This window comes from Phenylobacterium montanum (genome assembly GCF_018135625.1).
Classification (GTDB): Bacteria; Pseudomonadota; Alphaproteobacteria; order Caulobacterales; family Caulobacteraceae; genus Poindextera; species Poindextera montana.
Window position 1 is genome coordinate 2,903,814 of record NZ_CP073078.1, and the last position, 16,808, is coordinate 2,920,621.

At 68.6% G+C, this 16,808-nt stretch carries 17 protein-coding genes; 5 read left to right on the forward strand and 12 right to left on the reverse strand.

Annotated elements, in window-relative coordinates:
- Positions 1-15: 15 nt before the first annotated feature.
- Positions 16-540, reverse strand: a complete 525-nt coding sequence (locus KCG34_RS12995; protein ID WP_211936076.1) for a glycine cleavage system transcriptional repressor — start codon at positions 538-540, stop codon at positions 16-18.
- Positions 541-590: 50 nt separating this feature from the next.
- Positions 591-2,303 (reverse strand): hypothetical protein, encoded by a 1,713-nt coding sequence (locus tag KCG34_RS13000; protein ID WP_211936077.1) that lies wholly within the window; start codon positions 2,301-2,303, stop codon positions 591-593.
- 151 nt (positions 2,304-2,454) lie between these two features.
- Between KCG34_RS13000 and chvI the strand changes: the two genes are divergently transcribed.
- From chvI to KCG34_RS13025, 5 genes are all read left to right on the forward strand, one after another.
- Entirely contained in the window at positions 2,455-3,165 is a 711-nt protein-coding gene (gene chvI / locus KCG34_RS13005; protein ID WP_211936078.1) for a two-component response regulator ChvI, read from the forward strand.
- On the forward strand, positions 3,134-4,750 hold the full coding sequence (gene chvG, locus KCG34_RS13010; RefSeq protein WP_211936079.1) for a two-component sensor histidine kinase ChvG: 1,617 nt from the start codon (positions 3,134-3,136) through the stop codon (positions 4,748-4,750). Before chvI ends, chvG begins: the two co-directional genes overlap by 32 nt.
- Complete coding sequence (locus KCG34_RS13015; RefSeq protein WP_367575996.1) at positions 4,747-5,181, forward strand: HPr kinase/phosphorylase; 435 nt, start codon at positions 4,747-4,749, stop codon at positions 5,179-5,181. The genes chvG and KCG34_RS13015 overlap by 4 nt, the downstream gene beginning before the upstream one ends.
- Positions 5,182-5,250: 69 nt before the next feature.
- Positions 5,251-5,655, forward strand: coding sequence for a PTS sugar transporter subunit IIA (locus tag KCG34_RS13020; RefSeq protein WP_211936080.1), 405 nt, complete (start codon positions 5,251-5,253; stop codon positions 5,653-5,655).
- Positions 5,656-5,668: 13 nt separating this feature from the next.
- Positions 5,669-5,941, forward strand: coding sequence for an HPr family phosphocarrier protein (locus tag KCG34_RS13025; protein ID WP_211936081.1), 273 nt, complete (start codon positions 5,669-5,671; stop codon positions 5,939-5,941).
- A 110-nt stretch (positions 5,942-6,051) separates the two neighbouring features.
- Here KCG34_RS13025 and KCG34_RS13030 read toward each other — a convergent pair whose 3' ends face one another.
- The 10 genes from KCG34_RS13030 to KCG34_RS13075 all read right to left on the reverse strand — a co-directional run bounded on the left by KCG34_RS13030 (position 6,052) and on the right by KCG34_RS13075 (position 16,529).
- The gene (locus KCG34_RS13030) at positions 6,052-6,573 is read right to left on the reverse strand and encodes a DUF2939 domain-containing protein (protein WP_211936082.1); all 522 of its coding nucleotides are present in this window, start codon (positions 6,571-6,573) and stop codon (positions 6,052-6,054) included.
- A gap of 23 nt (positions 6,574-6,596) precedes the next feature.
- A complete protein-coding gene (locus KCG34_RS13035; RefSeq protein ID WP_211936083.1) occupies positions 6,597-7,388 on the reverse strand; it encodes a dienelactone hydrolase family protein in 792 nt (263 codons plus the stop codon).
- 65 nt (positions 7,389-7,453) lie between these two features.
- Positions 7,454-8,032: a hypothetical protein gene (locus KCG34_RS13040; protein ID WP_211936084.1), complete on the reverse strand. Its 579-nt coding sequence runs from the start codon at positions 8,030-8,032 to the stop codon at positions 7,454-7,456.
- A 43-nt stretch (positions 8,033-8,075) separates the two neighbouring features.
- Positions 8,076-9,377: a hypothetical protein gene (locus tag KCG34_RS13045; protein WP_211936085.1), complete on the reverse strand. Its 1,302-nt coding sequence runs from the start codon at positions 9,375-9,377 to the stop codon at positions 8,076-8,078.
- On the reverse strand, positions 9,374-10,543 hold the full coding sequence (locus tag KCG34_RS13050; protein WP_211936086.1) for a glycosyltransferase family protein: 1,170 nt from the start codon (positions 10,541-10,543) through the stop codon (positions 9,374-9,376). Before KCG34_RS13050 ends, KCG34_RS13045 begins: the two co-directional genes overlap by 4 nt.
- Complete coding sequence (locus KCG34_RS13055; RefSeq protein WP_211936087.1) at positions 10,540-11,769, reverse strand: HAD-IIIA family hydrolase; 1,230 nt, start codon at positions 11,767-11,769, stop codon at positions 10,540-10,542. Before KCG34_RS13055 ends, KCG34_RS13050 begins: the two co-directional genes overlap by 4 nt.
- 194 nt (positions 11,770-11,963) lie before the next feature.
- Complete coding sequence (locus tag KCG34_RS13060) at positions 11,964-13,262, reverse strand: UDP-glucose dehydrogenase family protein (protein ID WP_211936088.1); 1,299 nt, start codon at positions 13,260-13,262, stop codon at positions 11,964-11,966.
- A gap of 163 nt (positions 13,263-13,425) precedes the next feature.
- Entirely contained in the window at positions 13,426-14,106 is a 681-nt protein-coding gene (locus tag KCG34_RS13065; RefSeq protein WP_211936089.1) for a sugar transferase, read from the reverse strand.
- 175 nt (positions 14,107-14,281) lie between these two features.
- Positions 14,282-15,628 carry a lipopolysaccharide biosynthesis protein gene (locus KCG34_RS13070; protein ID WP_211936090.1) on the reverse strand — a complete coding sequence of 449 codons (1,347 nt, stop codon included), beginning with the start codon at positions 15,626-15,628 and terminating at the stop codon, positions 14,282-14,284.
- Positions 15,629-15,686: 58 nt separating this feature from the next.
- A complete protein-coding gene (locus tag KCG34_RS13075; protein WP_211936091.1) occupies positions 15,687-16,529 on the reverse strand; it encodes an aldo/keto reductase in 843 nt (280 codons plus the stop codon).
- Between the last annotated feature and the right edge of the window lie 279 nt (positions 16,530-16,808).

Sequence of the window (16,808 nt, forward strand, 5' to 3'; positions counted from 1 at the left end):
TGAGGGCAAACGGCCCTACCCCGCCGCCGCCGCCACCACCGAAATATCGACCATGATCTCGGCCGAGATTTCCTCCAGGGCGGCCTGGACCCGGGCTGCGTCCAACTCGGGCGGAAGGCGCAGGCGGGCGTCCATGTGGAACAGGGCGGCGCCCGAGTGGGGCTCGGGGGCGATCCAGGTCTTGAAGGCCTCGATATTGGCGCCGAGGTCGCTGAGGGCCGCAGTCACCTGGTTGACGATCCCCGGCCGGTCCTGACCCACCAGGCCGAACTGCAGGGTCTCGCCCGCCGAACCGTCCGCCTCGGCGGCGGGGGCGATGCGAACCTCGAGCCCTTCGGCGTCCACCGCGCCCGCGGCGGCGCGCAGGGCCTCGACGCGGTCGGCCGCCAGCTCGACCAGCACCGAGCCGACATAGAGCCCGCCCAGCCGGCTGAGATGGCTCTCCAGCCAGTTGCCGCCCGCCGAGAGCACGGCGGCCGCGAGCGCCTTGGTAAGTCCGGGCCGGTCGCTGCCGACCACGCTCAAGACCATCAACGCCATGGGCGCCTCTCCCAGTGTGGCTAGACGCCCCACTGTTAGTACAGGACGGCTCAGGCCGCCATGCCGCCCTGGGTGAGCGCCCGTACGCGGTCGACCAGATCGGGGTACTGGGCCAGGGCCTCGCGGGCCTCAGGCAGGCGGATCAGCCGCCCCGCTTCGCCACGGGCGCGATCGGCGGCGGGACCGAAGGGAGCGGCCTCGCCCGAGCCCAGGCGCAGCAGCACGTTCAGCCGGCCGGCGAGCGGCAGGTTGGCGCGGGCGATAGTGGCGGTGACCTTGCAGTCCGCTTCGATGGCGCCGCCGACCTCGCCGATCTTGGCGGCGATCGGGCCGCTATCCTCGCGCACCATGCCGGCGCCCATGACCCGGCGCTGCAGGTCCGCCAGGGCGGCCAGGCGCGTGGTCGGGGCCTCGGCGGACTGGCGCAGCTCGGTCTCGAAGCGCAAGGAGGCGACGTTGCCGGCGATCCAGCGGTTGGCCTGGCGCTTGTTGGCCGCGCCGGCGACATTCTCGGCGAGCCACAGCAGGCCCTGGATTTCCTCGATCGCCGAGCGCTTGGTCTCGCCCAGGAACGCCTCGACAAAGTCGCTGCGCACCAGCAACTGCGAACGGGCGACGAAGGCCTCCTGCACTTCTTCCGGGGTCAGGAGTTTGCCCGCCGCCGCAGTCAGGGTCATGGCCAGGGCGCGCAGAAGCTCTATCTCCGAGGTGGCGTCGGTGGGGCGCAGGCGCCGCGGGCCGGTCAGTTCGGCCATCACCCGGCGGAGAATGGCCTTGCGCACGCCTTCGAAATGCGAGCCCTCGAGCCAGTTGGCGAGGCGGGCGGCCGGGCCTTCCAGCGGCGGCATCACCCGGGCCACGGTGGGCTCGATGCGGGTCAGGGCCTCGACCGCGTCGGCGGCCACCAAGCGGGTCATCGCCGCGATCATGCCGCCAAGGTCGAGGTCGCTCCCCAGCAGCTCGGCCATGCCGGCGCGGGTTCCAAGGATCTCGGCCAGGGGCTGTTCCAGCACCTGGAAGGCCAGCAGCCGCGCGGTCGGAGAGGATGGCGCCGCGTCGGCAAGGTCGAGCAGGCGGTTGACCTTGTCGCTCCAACTGGTCGCGGGACCGATGTTCACGGCCACGGCGCCGCCCAGCAGGTAGTGGCGATCCGGATCGCCGGTCAGGCGCTCCGCGGTGCGATCGAAGCCTTCCTTGGCGATGTCGGGGAAGACGCCCTTGCGCCCGTCCTTCAGCACCCGGTCGATGGTGGCCTGGGCCAGCTTCTGGAAGGCGCGGATCAGCTCGTGCACCGAGACGCCGCGCTCGGCGGCCTCGGGGATGGCCACCTTCTGGATGGCGTGCTGCAGGTCCATGCCTGCCGCATCCAGCTTTTCGGCCAGGTCGGCGCGATGCAGCAGTTCGAACGGCGTGGCCTTGTTGCGCGACAGGAAGCCTTCCAGCAGGCGGCCGATGCGGTCGCGGGCGTGCAGGCTGTAGAGGTCCTGGGGCGAGACGCAGAGGGGCTCGAGGTTCTCGCGCGGGGCCTTTTTCTTCTTCTGCTCGACCTCGCCTTGGCTGAAGATCGAGATCGACTTGAACTCGCGGGTCTCGGCGTCCAGCGTCTCCTTGCTGACGCGCGCTCCCACCGCCTTGCCGGTCTTGAGCAGCTCCTCGGCCAGCTTCAGGGCCGCGGCGCGATCCTCGGTAGCCAACTCCAGCTTCCATGGATCGCCTGACTTGCGGCGGATGAAGACTTCGAAATGTATCTGGTCGAGTTCCATCGCCCCAATCCTTCTTGGTGAACGAGGCTAATCCTCGAGGACTTAAGACGGGGTTGAAGCGTTTTCGCCACAGTTTCGCCAGCCTGCGTTGCTCCAAGGCGGACGCGTGACTAGCTTGGGGCCTGCGGCCCTTCCCTTACGAGATCGAGCGATGGCTAAGATTACTCTGGTCGATGACGACGAGAACATCGTCGCCTCCATTTCCCTGGCGCTGGAGAGCCATGGCCATAAGGTCAAGGCCTATCACGACGGCGCCTCGGGCCTGGCGGGACTGGAAAGCGACCCGCCTGACCTGGCCATCCTGGACGTGAAGATGCCGCGCATGGACGGGATGGAGGTGCTGCGCCGGCTGCGCCAGACCTCGGAAGTACCGGTGATCATTCTGACCTCGAAGGACGACGAGATCGACGAGATCCTGGGCTTCAACCTGGGCGCCGACGACTACATCCACAAGCCGTTCAGTCAGAGGCTGCTGATCGAGCGGGTCAAGGCGGTGCTGCGCCGGGCCGAACCTTCCGACTCCGAACCGACGGCTGCGAACGCGGCCGCGGCCGGCGCCAAGGCGATCAAGCGCGGTCGCCTGACCCTGGACCCGGCGCGCCACGACTGTCTGTGGGACGAGAAGCCGGTCAAGCTGACCGTGACCGAGTTCCTGCTGCTGCAGTCTTTGGCCCAGCGCCCGGGCTTCGTCAAAAGCCGCGACAACCTGATGGACGCGGCCTATGACGATCAGGTCTATGTCGACGACCGCACCATCGACAGCCACATCAAGCGCATGCGGCGCAAGTTCCGCCAGGTCGACCCCGAATTCGACGCGATCGAAACCCTGTATGGCGTCGGCTACCGATACCGCGAGGCCTGAGGCGGCGGGCGTAGAGGCGCGGGCCAGGCCCTGGCGGGTCGCCGGCTCGCGGCTCGGCCGGCTGATCCTGGTGCTGAACCTTCTGGGCCTAGCGATCCTGATCGCTGGGGCCTTGGTGCTGAACGAGACCCGCCAGGGCCTGATCAACGCCAAGATCGACAGCCTGTCGACCCAGGGCGAGTTCATCGCCAACGTGATCGAGAAGGCGGCCACCCAGGGCGACCCCGAGCCTGCCCTGGACCCCGACCTGGCGCGCAAGACCATCGACCTCTTGTTCATCCCCAAGGCGCAGCGGGCGCGAGTGTTCGACGCGCACGGGGCTCTGGTGGCCGATAGCTATGTGCTGGGCGACCGGGTCGAGCTGAAGCCGCTGCCGCCGGTGCGCCGACCGGGCGAGGTGCGGCTGCAGGACCTGTTGCAGGACAAGGACGCCCAGCCCCAGGCGATCGAGAAGGCTCGCCACGACCTGCAGGCCGAGGTCACGACCGCCCTGCACGGCCAGCAGGTGCGGCGCCTGCGCCGGGCGCAGAACGGCGACCGGGTGGTCTCGGTCTCGATCCCGATCCAGTACGTGCATGCGGTGTTGGGGGTGCTGACCCTGGAGTCGGGGGATGTGGACCAGATCGTCGCCGCCCAGCGCCGGGCCCTGTTCCCCTTCATCGCCATCGCCATCGCCGTGACCCTGGCCTCGTCGCTGCTCCTCAGCCGGCTGGTGGCCGAGCCGGTTCTGCGCCTGGCCCGTGCCGCCGACCGGGTCACGGCGGCGCGAGCGCGGGCGATCTCCCTGCCCCGCGTCGCCCGGCGTGACGACGAGCTGGGCGACCTGGCCCGCTCGCTGGAGACCATGACCTCGACCCTGTCCGAGCGGATGGACGCCATCGAGCGCTTCGCCGCCGACGTGGCGCACGAGATCCGAAATCCCCTCACCTCGATTCGTTCGGCGGTGGAGACTCTGGACCTGATCAGCGACCCTGCCGCGCGCGAGCGGCTGACCGGCATACTGAAGCAGGACGTGCAGCGGCTGGACCGGCTGATCACCGACATCTCCAACGCCTCGCGCCTGGACGCGGAGCTGTCGCGCGACGCCCCGCGGGTGCTGGACCTGGAGCGTCTGCTGTCAGACATCGCCGGCCTTTACCAGCAGTCCGCCAGACCGGGCGAGCCGGCGGTGCGGTTCATCGGCCTGAGCGGGCTCGGCGCGGCCCAGGTGCTGGGCCGCGAAGGTCCCTTGAGCCAGGTGTTCCGCAACCTGATCGACAACGCCCGCTCCTTCTCGGTGCTGGACCCGGAGCACCCGGGCGAGGTGCGCGTACGGCTGGAGAAGAACGGCCGCGACATCAGCGCCACCGTGGAGGATGATGGACCCGGCATACCGCCGGAGAACCTGGAGACGGTGTTCGAGCGCTTCTATACCGCCCGGCCCAAGGGCGCGGCCTTTGGCGGCCACTCGGGCCTGGGCCTGTCCATCGCCCGCCAGATCATCAGCGCCCACGAAGGGACCATCCGCGCGGAGAACCGCACCGATGCTGACGGCAAGATCCTGGGCGCGCGTTTCGTGGTCGTGCTGCCGGAGCGTCGGCCATGATGGCGCGCCATGCCGGGCTGATAGCGCGCTGGGACGCCGGGATCTGGCGCGGCGTGCTGCTGGAGGGCGAATCCGGGTCCGGCAAGAGCGACCTGATGCTGCGCGCCCTGGAGCGCGGCTGGGCCCTGGTGGCGGACGACCGGGTGATGCTGTGGGAGAGCGGCGGGCGCGTCTATGGCCGCGCGCCGGACACCCTGGCGGGGCTGATGGAGATTCGCGGGCTGGATGTGGCGCCGACGCCATACCGCAGTTTCGCCCGGATCGACCTTGTGGCGCGCTGCGTCGCCGCAGCCCTGGTCGAAAGGATGCCCGAACAGGCCCAGGTTTCGCTGCTGAATCAAGCCATTCCAGCCCTGCCCCTGGTCGCGGTGGAGCCATCCGCTCCGGCCAAGCTCGCCCGGGCCTTGAGTCATCTTGGCCTGAAGCCTTAACCGGCGTATCAAGCCGCGGCGCCGGCGAAGTCCGTCCGGTTGCGGGAGGGGTCCCGTGAGTCTTGCTGCATGATTGGCCTGGTGATCGTCACGCATGGGCGGCTGGCCGAGGAATTCGTGTTCGCCATGGAGCATGTGGTCGGCCCGCAGTCCGGCGTCGTCGCCATCTGCATCGGGCCTGACGACGACATGGAGCAGCGCCGCCGCGACATCCTGCGCGCGGTGGGCGAGGTCGACACCGGCGACGGGGTGATCCTGCTGACCGATATGTTCGGCGGCACGCCCTCGAACCTGGCCATCTCGGTGATGGACCAGACCCGGGCCGAGGTCATCGCCGGACTGAACCTGCCGATGCTGATCAAGCTGGCCAGCGTGCGCGCCCGCGAGGACCTGCCGACCAGCGTCGCCCACGCCCAGGAGGCCGGGCGCAAATATATCTCGGTCGCCTCCTACCTGCTCGCCGGCGAAAAGTGATCTCCTGCACGCCATGAAGGTCACGCGCACGGTCGAAATCTGCAACGAACGCGGGCTGCACGCCCGGGCCTCGGCCAAGTTCGTCAAGCTGGCCGGCGATTTCGACGCCGAGGTCAGCGTCAGCCGCGAGGGCCAGACGGTGGACGCGCGCTCGATCATGGGCCTGATGATGCTGGCCGCCGGCATCGGCTCGACCATCGAAATCAGCGCCGAGGGCCCGGAGGCCAAGGCCGCGATCCAGGCTCTGGGCGACCTGGTGGCCGCGCGGTTCGACGAAGAGCGCTAGATCACGTCGAATTCGGATCGACTCGATCCGAATTCGAAAAACGTGATCGATACTAAAAGTGAGAGCGGGTTGCGGGCGGAAAACCGCTTCGCACTTTTCCTCAACCCGCTCTAGATCTTCGGCCCCTTCAGCATTTTCGTGTCCCCTTCGAAGCCCACAAGCCGCCACGTTCCCTGCTCGTTGCGGAACACCAGGATGCAGGGGCTGTCCTTCTTCTTGGCGGCGCAGACGGTTGCGTCGTCGATGCGGCGCAAGCCAGAGGCGATGACGAAGGAATTGGGGATCGGGGTGTCGGCTGAGTAGCCGAAATACTCGGCCACGGCCCGGAACACGTCGGGCTGGATCAGGGCGTCGGAGACGGAATCCAGCAGCGGCCGGGCCAGGACTACGCCCAGCGCCGCGATCTCGCCGTCCCGGTCGCCGCGCTTGGCGGCCGAAGCCATCAGGCGGGCGCGAATCTGCTCTTTCAGCGCCGGGCGGTCGACGTGGGCGTTGAAGCCCTGCTTATCCCCGTCTCGGATCGCGATCAGGAAGGCGTGGATGTCGCCCGCCGCGTCGATCTTGGTGGTCTCGGCGCAACTGGCCAGGCCGAGGCCCAGCAGCGCAAGCAGGGAAAGACGCCAGGAACGCATACCAAATCTCCGCAACAACGACGCTACGCCCCCACCCTTTGCTTGAAGAACGCGATCACCCGCTCTTCGGCCATGCGGGTCGCCGAGCCGGGCTCGTCGGCCAGGTGGATGGTCAGCACGGAATGGGGGGCCATGCCCGTGCCCGGGCGGGCGTCTTCGGGTTCCAGCTCGATGGCCTCGAAGCGATCGCCGAAGGTTTGCTTCAAGGTCTCGAACCGCTCTTCGGGCACGAAGGCGTCGCCCTTGAAGCGCAGGCCCATCAGGGTCAGATCCTCAGCCTCCAGGCGTTGCTTGGCGCAGGCGATCTCGGCCGGGCTGGCGTCGACCATGGCCCGCCCTTTCTTGCCGAACGGCAGCGAGGGCTGGGACAGCACAGGCGCGACCACCGAGGGCTCGGTCATCATGGCCAAGGCGAATCCGCCGGTGAAGCACATGCCCAGCGCCCCCACCCCCTTGCCGCCGCACTCGGCATGGGCGTGGCGCGCCAGGGCTCGCAGCCAATCGACGATCGGGCTCGACCTGCCGTTGGCCCAGACGTTGAATTCGCGGCGAATGCAGATCCCCTGCAGGATCTGGCCCATGGCGTAGGCCTTGGTGGGCGTGCGGCCATCCTCGCCGAACAGGCTGGGCAGATAGACCGTCATGCCGGCCGCCGCGACCCGGTCGGCGAAGCGGACCACCAGGGGGTGCAGGTTGGGCATTTCGTGGATGATGATCACCGCCGGACCCTGGCCCTTGCGATAGACCGGGCGGATCCAGCGAGTGTCCTCGAACTCGTGGCGCTCGTAGCCCGCCAGGGCCTCTGGAATGTTCATGTCCCCTCCGCCACCTTGCCGGCGCCGCGCGAGCTTAGCCGATGATCGAGGATTGTCGCGCCCGATCAGTGCGGCGTACCCGTGATCACCGGTCCGCCGGCCAGGGTGTTGTTCGGCGCGTCATTATAGGGGTCGCTGCGGTCGGGCTGGGCCATGGGCGCCACCGGCAGGGCCCACTGGCCGTGGAAGGCGTAGTCCAGGGTCACGCACAGACGGCCCTTGCCGGTCTCGGGATCGAAGGCCACGGCGTGAACGCGCAGGTTCTCGCCATTGCGGATCGGGCCGAACGCCAGGAAGGCGCGCTCGGTGTGGCACAGGGCGCGCTTGAGCGCCTTGCCGTCGTTCTGGTCGGTGATCTCGTAGAGGTCGCGCTCGGGCGCCGGCCCCAGCACGGCCGCAAGCCCGCCGCGGCCCAGCACGGCGTCGGACACCGGCTTCACCTCGGCCGAGCCGATATCGTGGGTTTCGACCAGCTTGGTCACCCGGGTGGAGAACAGCGACTTTTCGAACACGAAGGTCAGGCCGCCTTCGGTCATCTTCTGGGTGATCGGGGTGACCGAGTCGTAGGAATAGATCCGCGTGGCGGCCTGGGCGGCGACCGGGGCCAGGAGAAGGGCGGCGGCGAGCAAAGCTTTGCGGGTCATGCGGCGCATTTCCGCCCCGATATCGGCCTTTTGATGGCCTTCCTCAACCGCGGGCCGGCTCCTCAGAACGCAGCATGGCGGCGAGGAGCGCCAGGGCGGCGAGGCCCACGACGCCAAAGCTGACGGTGAAAGCCCAGATGCCCTGGACCACGCTCAGACGTGCGACGAGGGCGTAGAGGGCGAAGGCGGCGGTGGACACCATGGCTACGATCATCAGCCGGCGGATGGCGCGCGGGTGGCCGCTGTGGCCGACCAGGTGCGAGCCCACGGCGAAGGCCGCGCCCGACAGGATGGCCAAGGCCGCGGGCATGCCGGCGCCCGGCGGCACGACATTGTTGTGACCGAGCAGGAGGTTGAAGGTCCGCTCCTGCTGGAACGCCACCGCCGCGGCCACCACGGCCGAGGCGCCGCCGCCGGCCAGCAGGGCCGCCGCCGCCGGCAGGCGGGCCTTGTGCGGCTGGTGGCTGAAGATGGCGTGGGAAACCCTGGGCAGGGCGATCTCGGACAGGTTGCGGGTGACCAGCACCGTCATGCGCAGCAGCTTGAGCACCGAGTCCAGGGCCACCAGGCCCGGGCCGATGCCGAAGCGGGCGGCGAATACGGCGTAGGGGCCGTTCATGGTCAGCCACTCGGCGAAGGTCGCCTGCAGCGACACCCACAGGCGCTGGACGTGCTGCCAGGCCTTGACCCGCGTCAGGCCGCGCGGCCAGTGGAACAGGTCGCTCTCGCGCCCCACCAGCAGCAGCAGCCAGGCGTGGAAGACGACCGTCACTGCGGCCATCACCAGGTTGAAGCCCAGATAGTCGTGGGCGAAGAACAGCCAGGCCAGGACGGCGTAGGTGATCACCCGGCGGGCGAAGGTCACCGCCTCGAACTGCATGGCCCGGCCCGTGGCCATCATGGTCATCTGCAGTTCCGAGTACCAGACGTTGTTGAAGGTGGCGGTGAACAGCAGCGCGGCCATGGTGGCGTAGGCGCGCAGGTCCAGGGCTCCCACCAGCGGCGGTATGGCCAGGGAGGCCAGGAGCAGGACGCCCTGGCTCGCCTGCAGCGCCGCGGCGGCTTCCGGCGAGCTGTCGGCCCGCGATGTCTTCACCAGCCGCTCGCGCAGCAGCACGAAATTGGCCCGGGAGACCGCCTGGTTGATCGGCAGCAGGTACATGCTGGCCGCCTGGATCGCCACGGTCATCTGGTAGGTCGGATGGTCCACCACCCGGGCGATCACCAGGATCTGCGCCAGGGAATAGAGAATGGTCAGGGCGGCGTTGGCGGCGTGCACGCCGGCGAAACCCGTGGCGAAGGCCCAGGCGCGGCGCGCCAGGCCCGGGTTGGCGTCGTCCTTCACGGCCGCTGCGCGCGCAACTGCTGGATGAAGGCGTGCAGGGTCCGGCCGCGGTCGGCCCAGTCATAGGCCTTGTCGCAGTGCTCGTAGGCCGCAGCCTGCACTGCGTTCAGGGTGTCGAAGTCGTCGATCAGGGCGGGAATGGCCTTGGCCATGTCGTCGACCGTCTCGACGCCCACGAAGTGCACGCCGGCGGTGAAGCCCATGCCGGCCAGGGCCTTGTGCACCGCCAGCATCGGCGTGCGGTGGAAGGCGTGGGTCAGGGCGCGGTGCTTGAAGCCGCCGCCGATCTCGTCCGGGATCAGGGCGATGCGCACGGTCTGCAGATAGGCGCCGGCGTCCTCGACATAGCCGACGAAATTGAAGTCAGGATACTTGCGGCTCAGCGCCTCCTTGTCGCCGGGGCCGACGATATCGACCTGGCAGACCGACTGGACCTTGTGGCGCGCCAGCGCCTCCAGCACCCGCTCGAGCACCATGCGCTTGTGGTGCGCCTGGTGGCCGCCCATGACGCAGACCCGGCGGGGCACGCTGTCATCCACCACCCGCGGCGGCGAGCGCTGGCCCTTGTAGCCGGGCATGACAACCACGCCGGGGGTGTCGACGATGGCGGCGAAGCTCAGCCGGTCCGCCTCGGTGTTGGCCACCAGGCCATCGGCCGCCTGGTTGGCCCTGCGCTCGAGGCGGCCGGCCTTCCAGGTGTCGAGCGCCAAGGCAGCCTTCATCAGCGGCGACCGCTCGGCCTGAACCATCTGGCGGCGGACATTGTGCTCGTTGTTGTGGTCGATCACCAGGATCGGCGGGTGACCCGGCCCCAGCCGCCGGATCAAAGGCTCGACGATCCAGAACATGCCGATGAAGTCGACCAGGATCGCTTCGACTCCGGCCGAGGCCTTCACCGCTGCGTCGAGATAGGGCGCGCAGTCGTGGCGGAAGGCCACGTTCGGCAGGGTCGAGAACAGGCTGAGCAGCCTCGGCGGCGCGTTGCGGCTGACGAACGACCAGCTGATTTCGGGCCGCTGCGGCGGAACCAGGTCTGGGCTGGCGAAGGCCAGGGCGCGCACGGGTTCGCAGTCGGCGAGGCTGTGCAGCAGTTCGCGCGTGTAGTCGATGTCGCCGCCCAGCATCGGCGGGTAGGGAGCCCAGCGGGTCAGCCAGAGATAGGTCATGGCGCTCCGCAGGCGCGATCGAGCAGGGGCGCGAGCGCGTCGAGCAGGTCGCCGCCCTGATAGAGGCGAGAGCCGATTCCGGCGGCCTCGGCGGCCTGAATATCAGTAGGGTTGTCGCCGATCAGCTGGCTGCGGCCGAGATCGACCGGCCAACGGGCGGCGAGGTCCAGGATCATGCCGGCCCCGGGCTTTCGCCAGTCGCAGGCCTTTGCATAGGCCTCGACCGCGCCCTCGGGGTGGTGCGGACAGTGGCGGATGTCGTCCAGATGGGCGCCGTGGGCGCGCAGGGTCTGTTGCACATGGGCGTGCAGGGCGCGCACCGCGGCCTCGTCGTAATAGCCGCGCGCCACCCCGGCCTGGTTGGTCACCAGAAAGGCGAACAGGCCGCGGTCGTTGGCGGCCTTGACCGCAGCGATAGCGCCGGGCGTCCACTCGAAGTCCTCGGGCTTGTGCACATAGCCGTGGTCGATGTTCAACACCCCGTCCCGGTCGAAGAAGATCGCCGGGCGCCCGAGGCTGCCGGGGACCAGGGCCTGGGCTGCGTCGAGGGCGTCAGGGATGCCAATATCGAGAAAGAAGCCCTGCTGCGGCCGGCCGGCGACCTTGCCCCGGGCGGCCAGGGCCGGCAGCACCTCGGCCTCGAAGGAGCCCTTTTCCGGCGCGCCTTCGGCGACGCTGCGGTCCAGCAGATAAACTCCGCCGTTGATCAGGCCGCCGCCGGCGTCGCCGCGCTCGCGAAAACCGCGGATGACCTCGCCGTCCAGGTCGACCACGCCGAAGCGGGAGGCGTCGTCCACCCGCCGCAGGCTCAGCACCGCCGCAGCGTCCGGATTGCGGGCGGCGACCGACACAAGATCCAGCCAATTGAAATCGAACACCGAGTCGCCGTTCAGCAGCACGAACCGCTCATCCAGCCGGTCGGCGGCGAAACGCAGGGCCCCGCCGGTGCCCATGGGCTGCGGCTCGACCACCAGCTCGACCTGGAAGTCGGGATCCTCGGGCAGGCTTTCGATGAAATTGACGATGGCTTCCGAGCGGTGGCCGGCCAGGAGCAGCACGCGGCTGAAGCCGAACCGGCGGGCGTGCCACAACAGGTAGTCCAGGAAGGGCTTGCCCCCGACCGGAACCAGCGGCTTGGGCAGGCCGGCCAGACGGTCGCCCAGGCGGGTGCCCAGGCCGCCGACCAGGATCACGCATTGGCTCGGCGCTGGCCCTTTCGGGGTCATCTGAGGGGTCCGGTCGATCGCCAGCTCGAAAGCTCCCTTGGTACGCCCCTGCTGTATGACTTCGATTTCGAAAACGTCACACCGCACACGATTCTCGCCGCGCCCCGGGCCGTTTCTAACGACCCGGGGAACGGAGTGTCCAGCCTGGCCGGACGGTCAGGCCGAGCTGTAAGCCACTGTTATGACCAGATCCTTCACCGCCCGACGGAGGTGTACCGGAAGCCGCGGCCCTGCAACTCGGCCGGGCGATAGATGTTGCGCAGGTCGATCAGGGCCGAGCCGTTCATCAGTTCCTTGACCCGGCCGAGGTCGAGGGCGCGGAACTGGTCCCACTCGGTGAGGATCACCAGGCCGTCCGCGCCGGCGCAGGCCTCGTAGGGACCTTCCGTCAGCTCGATCTGGGGCAGCAGATGGCGCGCCTCGTGCCCCTCGGGATCGAAGGCCCGGACCTTGGCTCCCTGTGCGATCAGGGCGGGAATGATCTCGAGGCTGGGCGCGTCGCGCATGTCGTCGGTGTTCGGCTTGAAGGTCAGGCCCAGCACGCCGATGGTCTTGCCCTCGACAGAGCCGCCCATCGCCCGGACGATCTTGTCGGCCATGGCCTTCTTGCGTGCGTCGTTGACCTGGACGGTGGTCTCGATCAGGCGCACCGGGCTGCCGGCGTCGGCCGCCGTGCGCACCAGGGCCAGGGTGTCCTTCGGAAAGCAGGAACCGCCATAGCCAGGCCCGGCGTGCAGGAACTTGGAGCCGATGCGGCCGTCGAGGCCGATGCCACGAGCCACCTGCTGCACGTCGGCGCCGACAGCTTCGCAGAGGTCGGCCATTTCGTTGATGAAGGTGATCTTCATCGCCAGAAAGGCGTTAGCGGCGTACTTGATCAGCTCCGATGTGCGCCGGCCGGTGAACAGGATCGGGGTCTCGTTCAGGTTCAGCGGACGGTAGAGTTCGCTCATCACCGCCCGGGCGCGCTCGTCCTCGATACCCACCACCACCCGGTCCGGGCGCTTGAAATCGTTGATCGCAGCACCCTCACGCAGGAATTCGGGGTTGGAGACGACCGCGACATCGGCGGCGGGACGGATCTTCTTGATGATCGCCTCGATCTCGTCGCCAGTGCCGACCGGGACGGTCGACTTGGTGACCACCACGGTGAAGCCATCGACCAGGGTCGCGATCTCCTCGGCCACGGCATAGACGTAGGACAGGTCCGCATGGCCGTCGCCGCGGCGGCTGGGCGTGCCCACGGCGATGAACACGGCGTCGGCGGCGGCGACCGCCGCGGCCGCGTCGGTGGCGAACTTCAGCCGGCCTGCCTTGACGTTATTGGCGACCAAAAGGTCCAGGCCCGGCTCGTAGATCGGCATGATCCCGTCTTCGAGGCGGCCGATCTTGCCGGCGTCCTTGTCGATGCAGACCACCTCATGGCCGAAGTCGGCGAAGCACGCCCCCGACACCAGACCCACATAGCCCGTACCAATCATCGCAACGCGCATACGCCATATTCCCTGTTAAGCGCCCCGCAGGCCGAAGGGCGCGCCAGGCTGGCACGATCCCGCGACATCGATGCGACGCTGATGGCCCCGTCCGAAAGTTCCCGGAAAAACACGGTCCGCCGCCAAGCGTTCCCGCTCCAGCAAAGCTCGCGCCAGATTTAGCTCAATATGAGCCCCGACGCAGCAGCACGGCGGGTATCGTCGCCAGCAGGATCTTCAGGTCCAGCAGGAAGGATTTGGACCGAGCATAGGTGACGTCCAGCGCCACCCGGCGGCGATAGCTGACATCGTTGCGCCCGCTGACCTGCCACAGGCCGGTGATGCCGGGGTTCACGGAGCAGTAGTGGCGCATATAGTGGCCATAGCGCTTGGCCTCGGCGGCCACGATCGGGCGCGGCCCCACTAGGCTCATCTCCCCACGGAGCACATTGATCAACTGGGGGATCTCATCGACGCTGGAGCGGCGCAGGAAGGTTCCGAGACCGGTGATGCGCGGATCGTCACGCAGCTTGTGGTCGCGATCCCATTCGGCCCGGGCCGCCGGGTCCTGGGTCAGGAGCAGCTGCAGGCGCTGGTCGGCGTCCACCAGCATCGAGCGGAACTTCAGGCACTTGAACGCCACCCCGCCCCGGCCGATGCGGGTCTGGGCGTAGATGATCGGTCCGCCGTCCTGCAGCCAGATGGCCAGGGCCACCAGGGCCATCATCGGGGCCAGGAACACCAGGGCGAAGCAAGACACGGAGATGTCGACGAGCCGCCCGAGGCTTTCGCCGCGCTGGACTTCGCCGCCGGTGATACCGGACGGGCGACCTAGTCCGGACGATATGTTCGTCTCGACGCTCATCTCAGCCCCAGCCGCGTGGTCTTTCGACGGTTAAGGAATATCAAAGCTTGATCCGTCGATCCATACACGGCCGATTGATTGGGGAAAGTCTGCATCTGTAGCGCGCTAAAGATGCACTTCGGGGCGATAAAGCGCCCGATTCTCCGGCGATACTGCGGCACGACGGCGACTTCGCTCAGGAAACGGCGACGCCGGCCGCCTCGGCTTCCCCGACGCGGACCGGCGAATAGCCGCGCGCGGCGATCGCTTCCGACACGCGCAGGTTGATCAGGTTGAACAGTTGCGAGGCGGCGATGGCGCCCGCGGTTCCCATCAGCCCCCACTGGCGGCTGCCCCACCAGATGAAGGCCACCGAGACGACCGCGGTCAGCATGCGGCCGATGAACATCAGCCGCCCGGCCCGGAGCACGATCAGATAGGTCTCGGAGGGCAGGTTGAGGCACATCATGAAGAAGCCCAGGGCCAGAACCCGCACCTCCTGGGCGTGGCCGGCATAGGCCTCACCGAAGGCGACCTTCAGGACCGGCCCGGCGAAAAGGACGATCAGGCCGAGATAGGCGCCGGTGAGCGTGGCCAGGAGCAGCCGCGTGCGGTTGACCGAGCCCCTGAGCCCCGGCAGGCCGCCGCTGACCAAGGCGCGGGCGGCCCTGGGCTTGTCCAGGGAATCCACCGCCGTCACCGTGCTGATCGCCGGATTGCACAGGGTGCGGGTGGCGGTGAAGCTCGCGGCGGCGGTCGGTCCCGCCAGGGCCCCGACCAGAACCACCAGGGAGGAATTGTAGACGGCGAAGGGGATGTGGGCCATGCCCTGCCAGAAGGCGAAATGGGCGTGGGTCCGCCAGCGGCGATAGCTTTCGCGCCAGTCGGGCATGCCGGGCCACAGGGCGATGGCGCCCGGCAGCATGCCCAGCACCCCGCCCAGGGTCCAGGCCGAGGCGCTGATCGCCCCATTGTGCATCCCGCGGGTGGCTATGATCACCGCCAGGCCCGACAGGGAATAGAGCACCGAAGTCAGGGCCGCGGTCGCCGGCAGCTTGGCCTGGTAGAGCCAGCGCCGCGCGAACTCGGCCAGCATCATCGCCGGGGCGGCGAAGGTGGCGTAGGCCAGCGCGCGCACCGCCCAGTCGATGCTGGGGTTCCACAGCGTGGCGACCAGGGCGAGCGCGCCAGTGATCAGGGCCAGAGCGACCAGGCTGAGGCCGGCGAAGGCGGTCGACGCCCACCACCAGGCCCCCGAGGTGCGGCCGTGCTTCTCGTCCTCGGCGGCGGCGACGATGAACGGCAGGATGACATTGGCCCGGTGCAGGCCGAAGGCGAAGTAGTTGACCCCCAGCATCACCCCGATGGAGGCGAACTGCTCGTGGCTGAGGCTGCGGGCCAGCAGCGCGCTCATCAGGATGTTGGCGACGCCCTGCAGCCCCTGGTCGGCGAAAGAGGCCAGCCGGTCTTTGGCGGCCAGAAGGCGCGCCGAGCCCGGCAGGCGGGAAAGGGTGTCGACGACGAGGGCTTCGAAGCGGGCCATGGAGGCGATGATCTACCGGCTGTTCCCGACCATTCGGTGAAGATTGCGACGCCGCCGTCTAGGAACAGGCGGCGGCCAGGGCGTCCAGGTGGTGGGGGCTGCTGGTGCCGGCGATGACGCAGGTCACGTCGGGGCGCGCCGCCGCCGCGGCCACCGCCTCCACCGGCTTCAGCGAGGGCTGCAGGCGGATCACCTCTCGGGCGAAGACGCCGATGCCGCGGTCGGCGATGGCCTTGGCCATGCCGTTGGCCTGGGCGCGCTCGATCACGTCCATGGGCAGTTGCAGGAGGCTGAGACCCGGCACGGCCAGGGCCGCCTCCAGACAGGCGTCGTCGTCGCAGCTTATGCCGAAATAGCCGGTCTTGCCGGCGGTCTTCAGGGCCATCAGCGCCTCGGCCACGCCCGGCTGGCGCACGGTCGCCGCCGACGGGCTGTGCATCAGGACCGCGTCCACGTGGTCCAGGCCCAGCCGGCGCAGCGAGGCGTCGAGCGCAGCGGCGTAGCGGGTCGGCGTGAAGTCCTCGGCCATGGATCCGTCCCGCTGGGCGGCGACCTGGGCGCCCGCCTTCATCGCCTGCACCAGCGGCTTCAGCACCGGCTTGAAGGGCGCCATCAGCCGCATCTTGGCCGAGAACAGCTTGCCGAACTTGGTGACCACGAAGGCCTGGTCGCGCCGGCCGCGGATGGCTCGGCCGATTTCGCGCTCGCTGTCGCCCTGGCCATAGATGTCGGCGGTGTCGAACACGGTCACCCCGAGATCGAGGGCATGGGCCAGGACCTGGCGGATCTGCGACATGGGGGCGGGGTTGTTGAACGAGCCGACCTTGCTGCAGCCCAGGCCCAGCTTGGAGAGCCCGACCTCGGCCCCGGTGTCGGGATCCCTGAACACACCCGTTCGCATCAATGGCTCCGATCGTCTCGCAAAGGCCCTCGCCCCGGCCCCCGGGGCTCTTAGCGGATCAGGCTTTGGACTAGAAGCTGCAACTGAGCAGGAGGTTCCAGCGATCGAATCATGCCGACGCGCCCATCCCGGCCGCGCGCGCCGCCGCGAAATCGATCACGATCGCGCCACACGGGCGACGGCCACTTCCGTGATGGGAGAAATTGCAGGTCAATGCAGATTGACTCTGTATATGGAACCGCTGGTCGAGGACAGGTATTGACGTCAGGCGGGAAAGCG

Coding starts and splice junctions, on each gene's coding strand:
- KCG34_RS13070 (WP_211936090.1), bottom strand. CDS start 15,628: ATGGCCCGCTTCGAAGCCCTCGTCGTCGACACCCTTTCCCGCCTGCCG.
- KCG34_RS13025 (WP_211936081.1), top strand. CDS start 5,669: ATGAAGGTCACGCGCACGGTCGAAATCTGCAACGAACGCGGGCTGCAC.
- KCG34_RS13060 (WP_211936088.1), bottom strand. CDS start 13,262: ATGCGCGTTGCGATGATTGGTACGGGCTATGTGGGTCTGGTGTCGGGG.
- chvI (WP_211936078.1), top strand. CDS start 2,455: ATGGCTAAGATTACTCTGGTCGATGACGACGAGAACATCGTCGCCTCC.
- KCG34_RS13020 (WP_211936080.1), top strand. CDS start 5,251: ATGATTGGCCTGGTGATCGTCACGCATGGGCGGCTGGCCGAGGAATTC.
- KCG34_RS12995 (WP_211936076.1), bottom strand. CDS start 540: ATGGCGTTGATGGTCTTGAGCGTGGTCGGCAGCGACCGGCCCGGACTT.
- KCG34_RS13075 (WP_211936091.1), bottom strand. CDS start 16,529: ATGCGAACGGGTGTGTTCAGGGATCCCGACACCGGGGCCGAGGTCGGG.
- KCG34_RS13000 (WP_211936077.1), bottom strand. CDS start 2,303: ATGGAACTCGACCAGATACATTTCGAAGTCTTCATCCGCCGCAAGTCA.
- KCG34_RS13035 (WP_211936083.1), bottom strand. CDS start 7,388: ATGAACATTCCAGAGGCCCTGGCGGGCTACGAGCGCCACGAGTTCGAG.
- KCG34_RS13040 (WP_211936084.1), bottom strand. CDS start 8,032: ATGACCCGCAAAGCTTTGCTCGCCGCCGCCCTTCTCCTGGCCCCGGTC.
- chvG (WP_211936079.1), top strand. CDS start 3,134: ATGGCGTCGGCTACCGATACCGCGAGGCCTGAGGCGGCGGGCGTAGAG.
- KCG34_RS13055 (WP_211936087.1), bottom strand. CDS start 11,769: ATGACCCCGAAAGGGCCAGCGCCGAGCCAATGCGTGATCCTGGTCGGC.
- KCG34_RS13065 (WP_211936089.1), bottom strand. CDS start 14,106: ATGAGCGTCGAGACGAACATATCGTCCGGACTAGGTCGCCCGTCCGGT.
- KCG34_RS13015 (WP_367575996.1), top strand. CDS start 4,747: ATGATGGCGCGCCATGCCGGGCTGATAGCGCGCTGGGACGCCGGGATC.
- KCG34_RS13050 (WP_211936086.1), bottom strand. CDS start 10,543: ATGACCTATCTCTGGCTGACCCGCTGGGCTCCCTACCCGCCGATGCTG.
- KCG34_RS13030 (WP_211936082.1), bottom strand. CDS start 6,573: ATGCGTTCCTGGCGTCTTTCCCTGCTTGCGCTGCTGGGCCTCGGCCTG.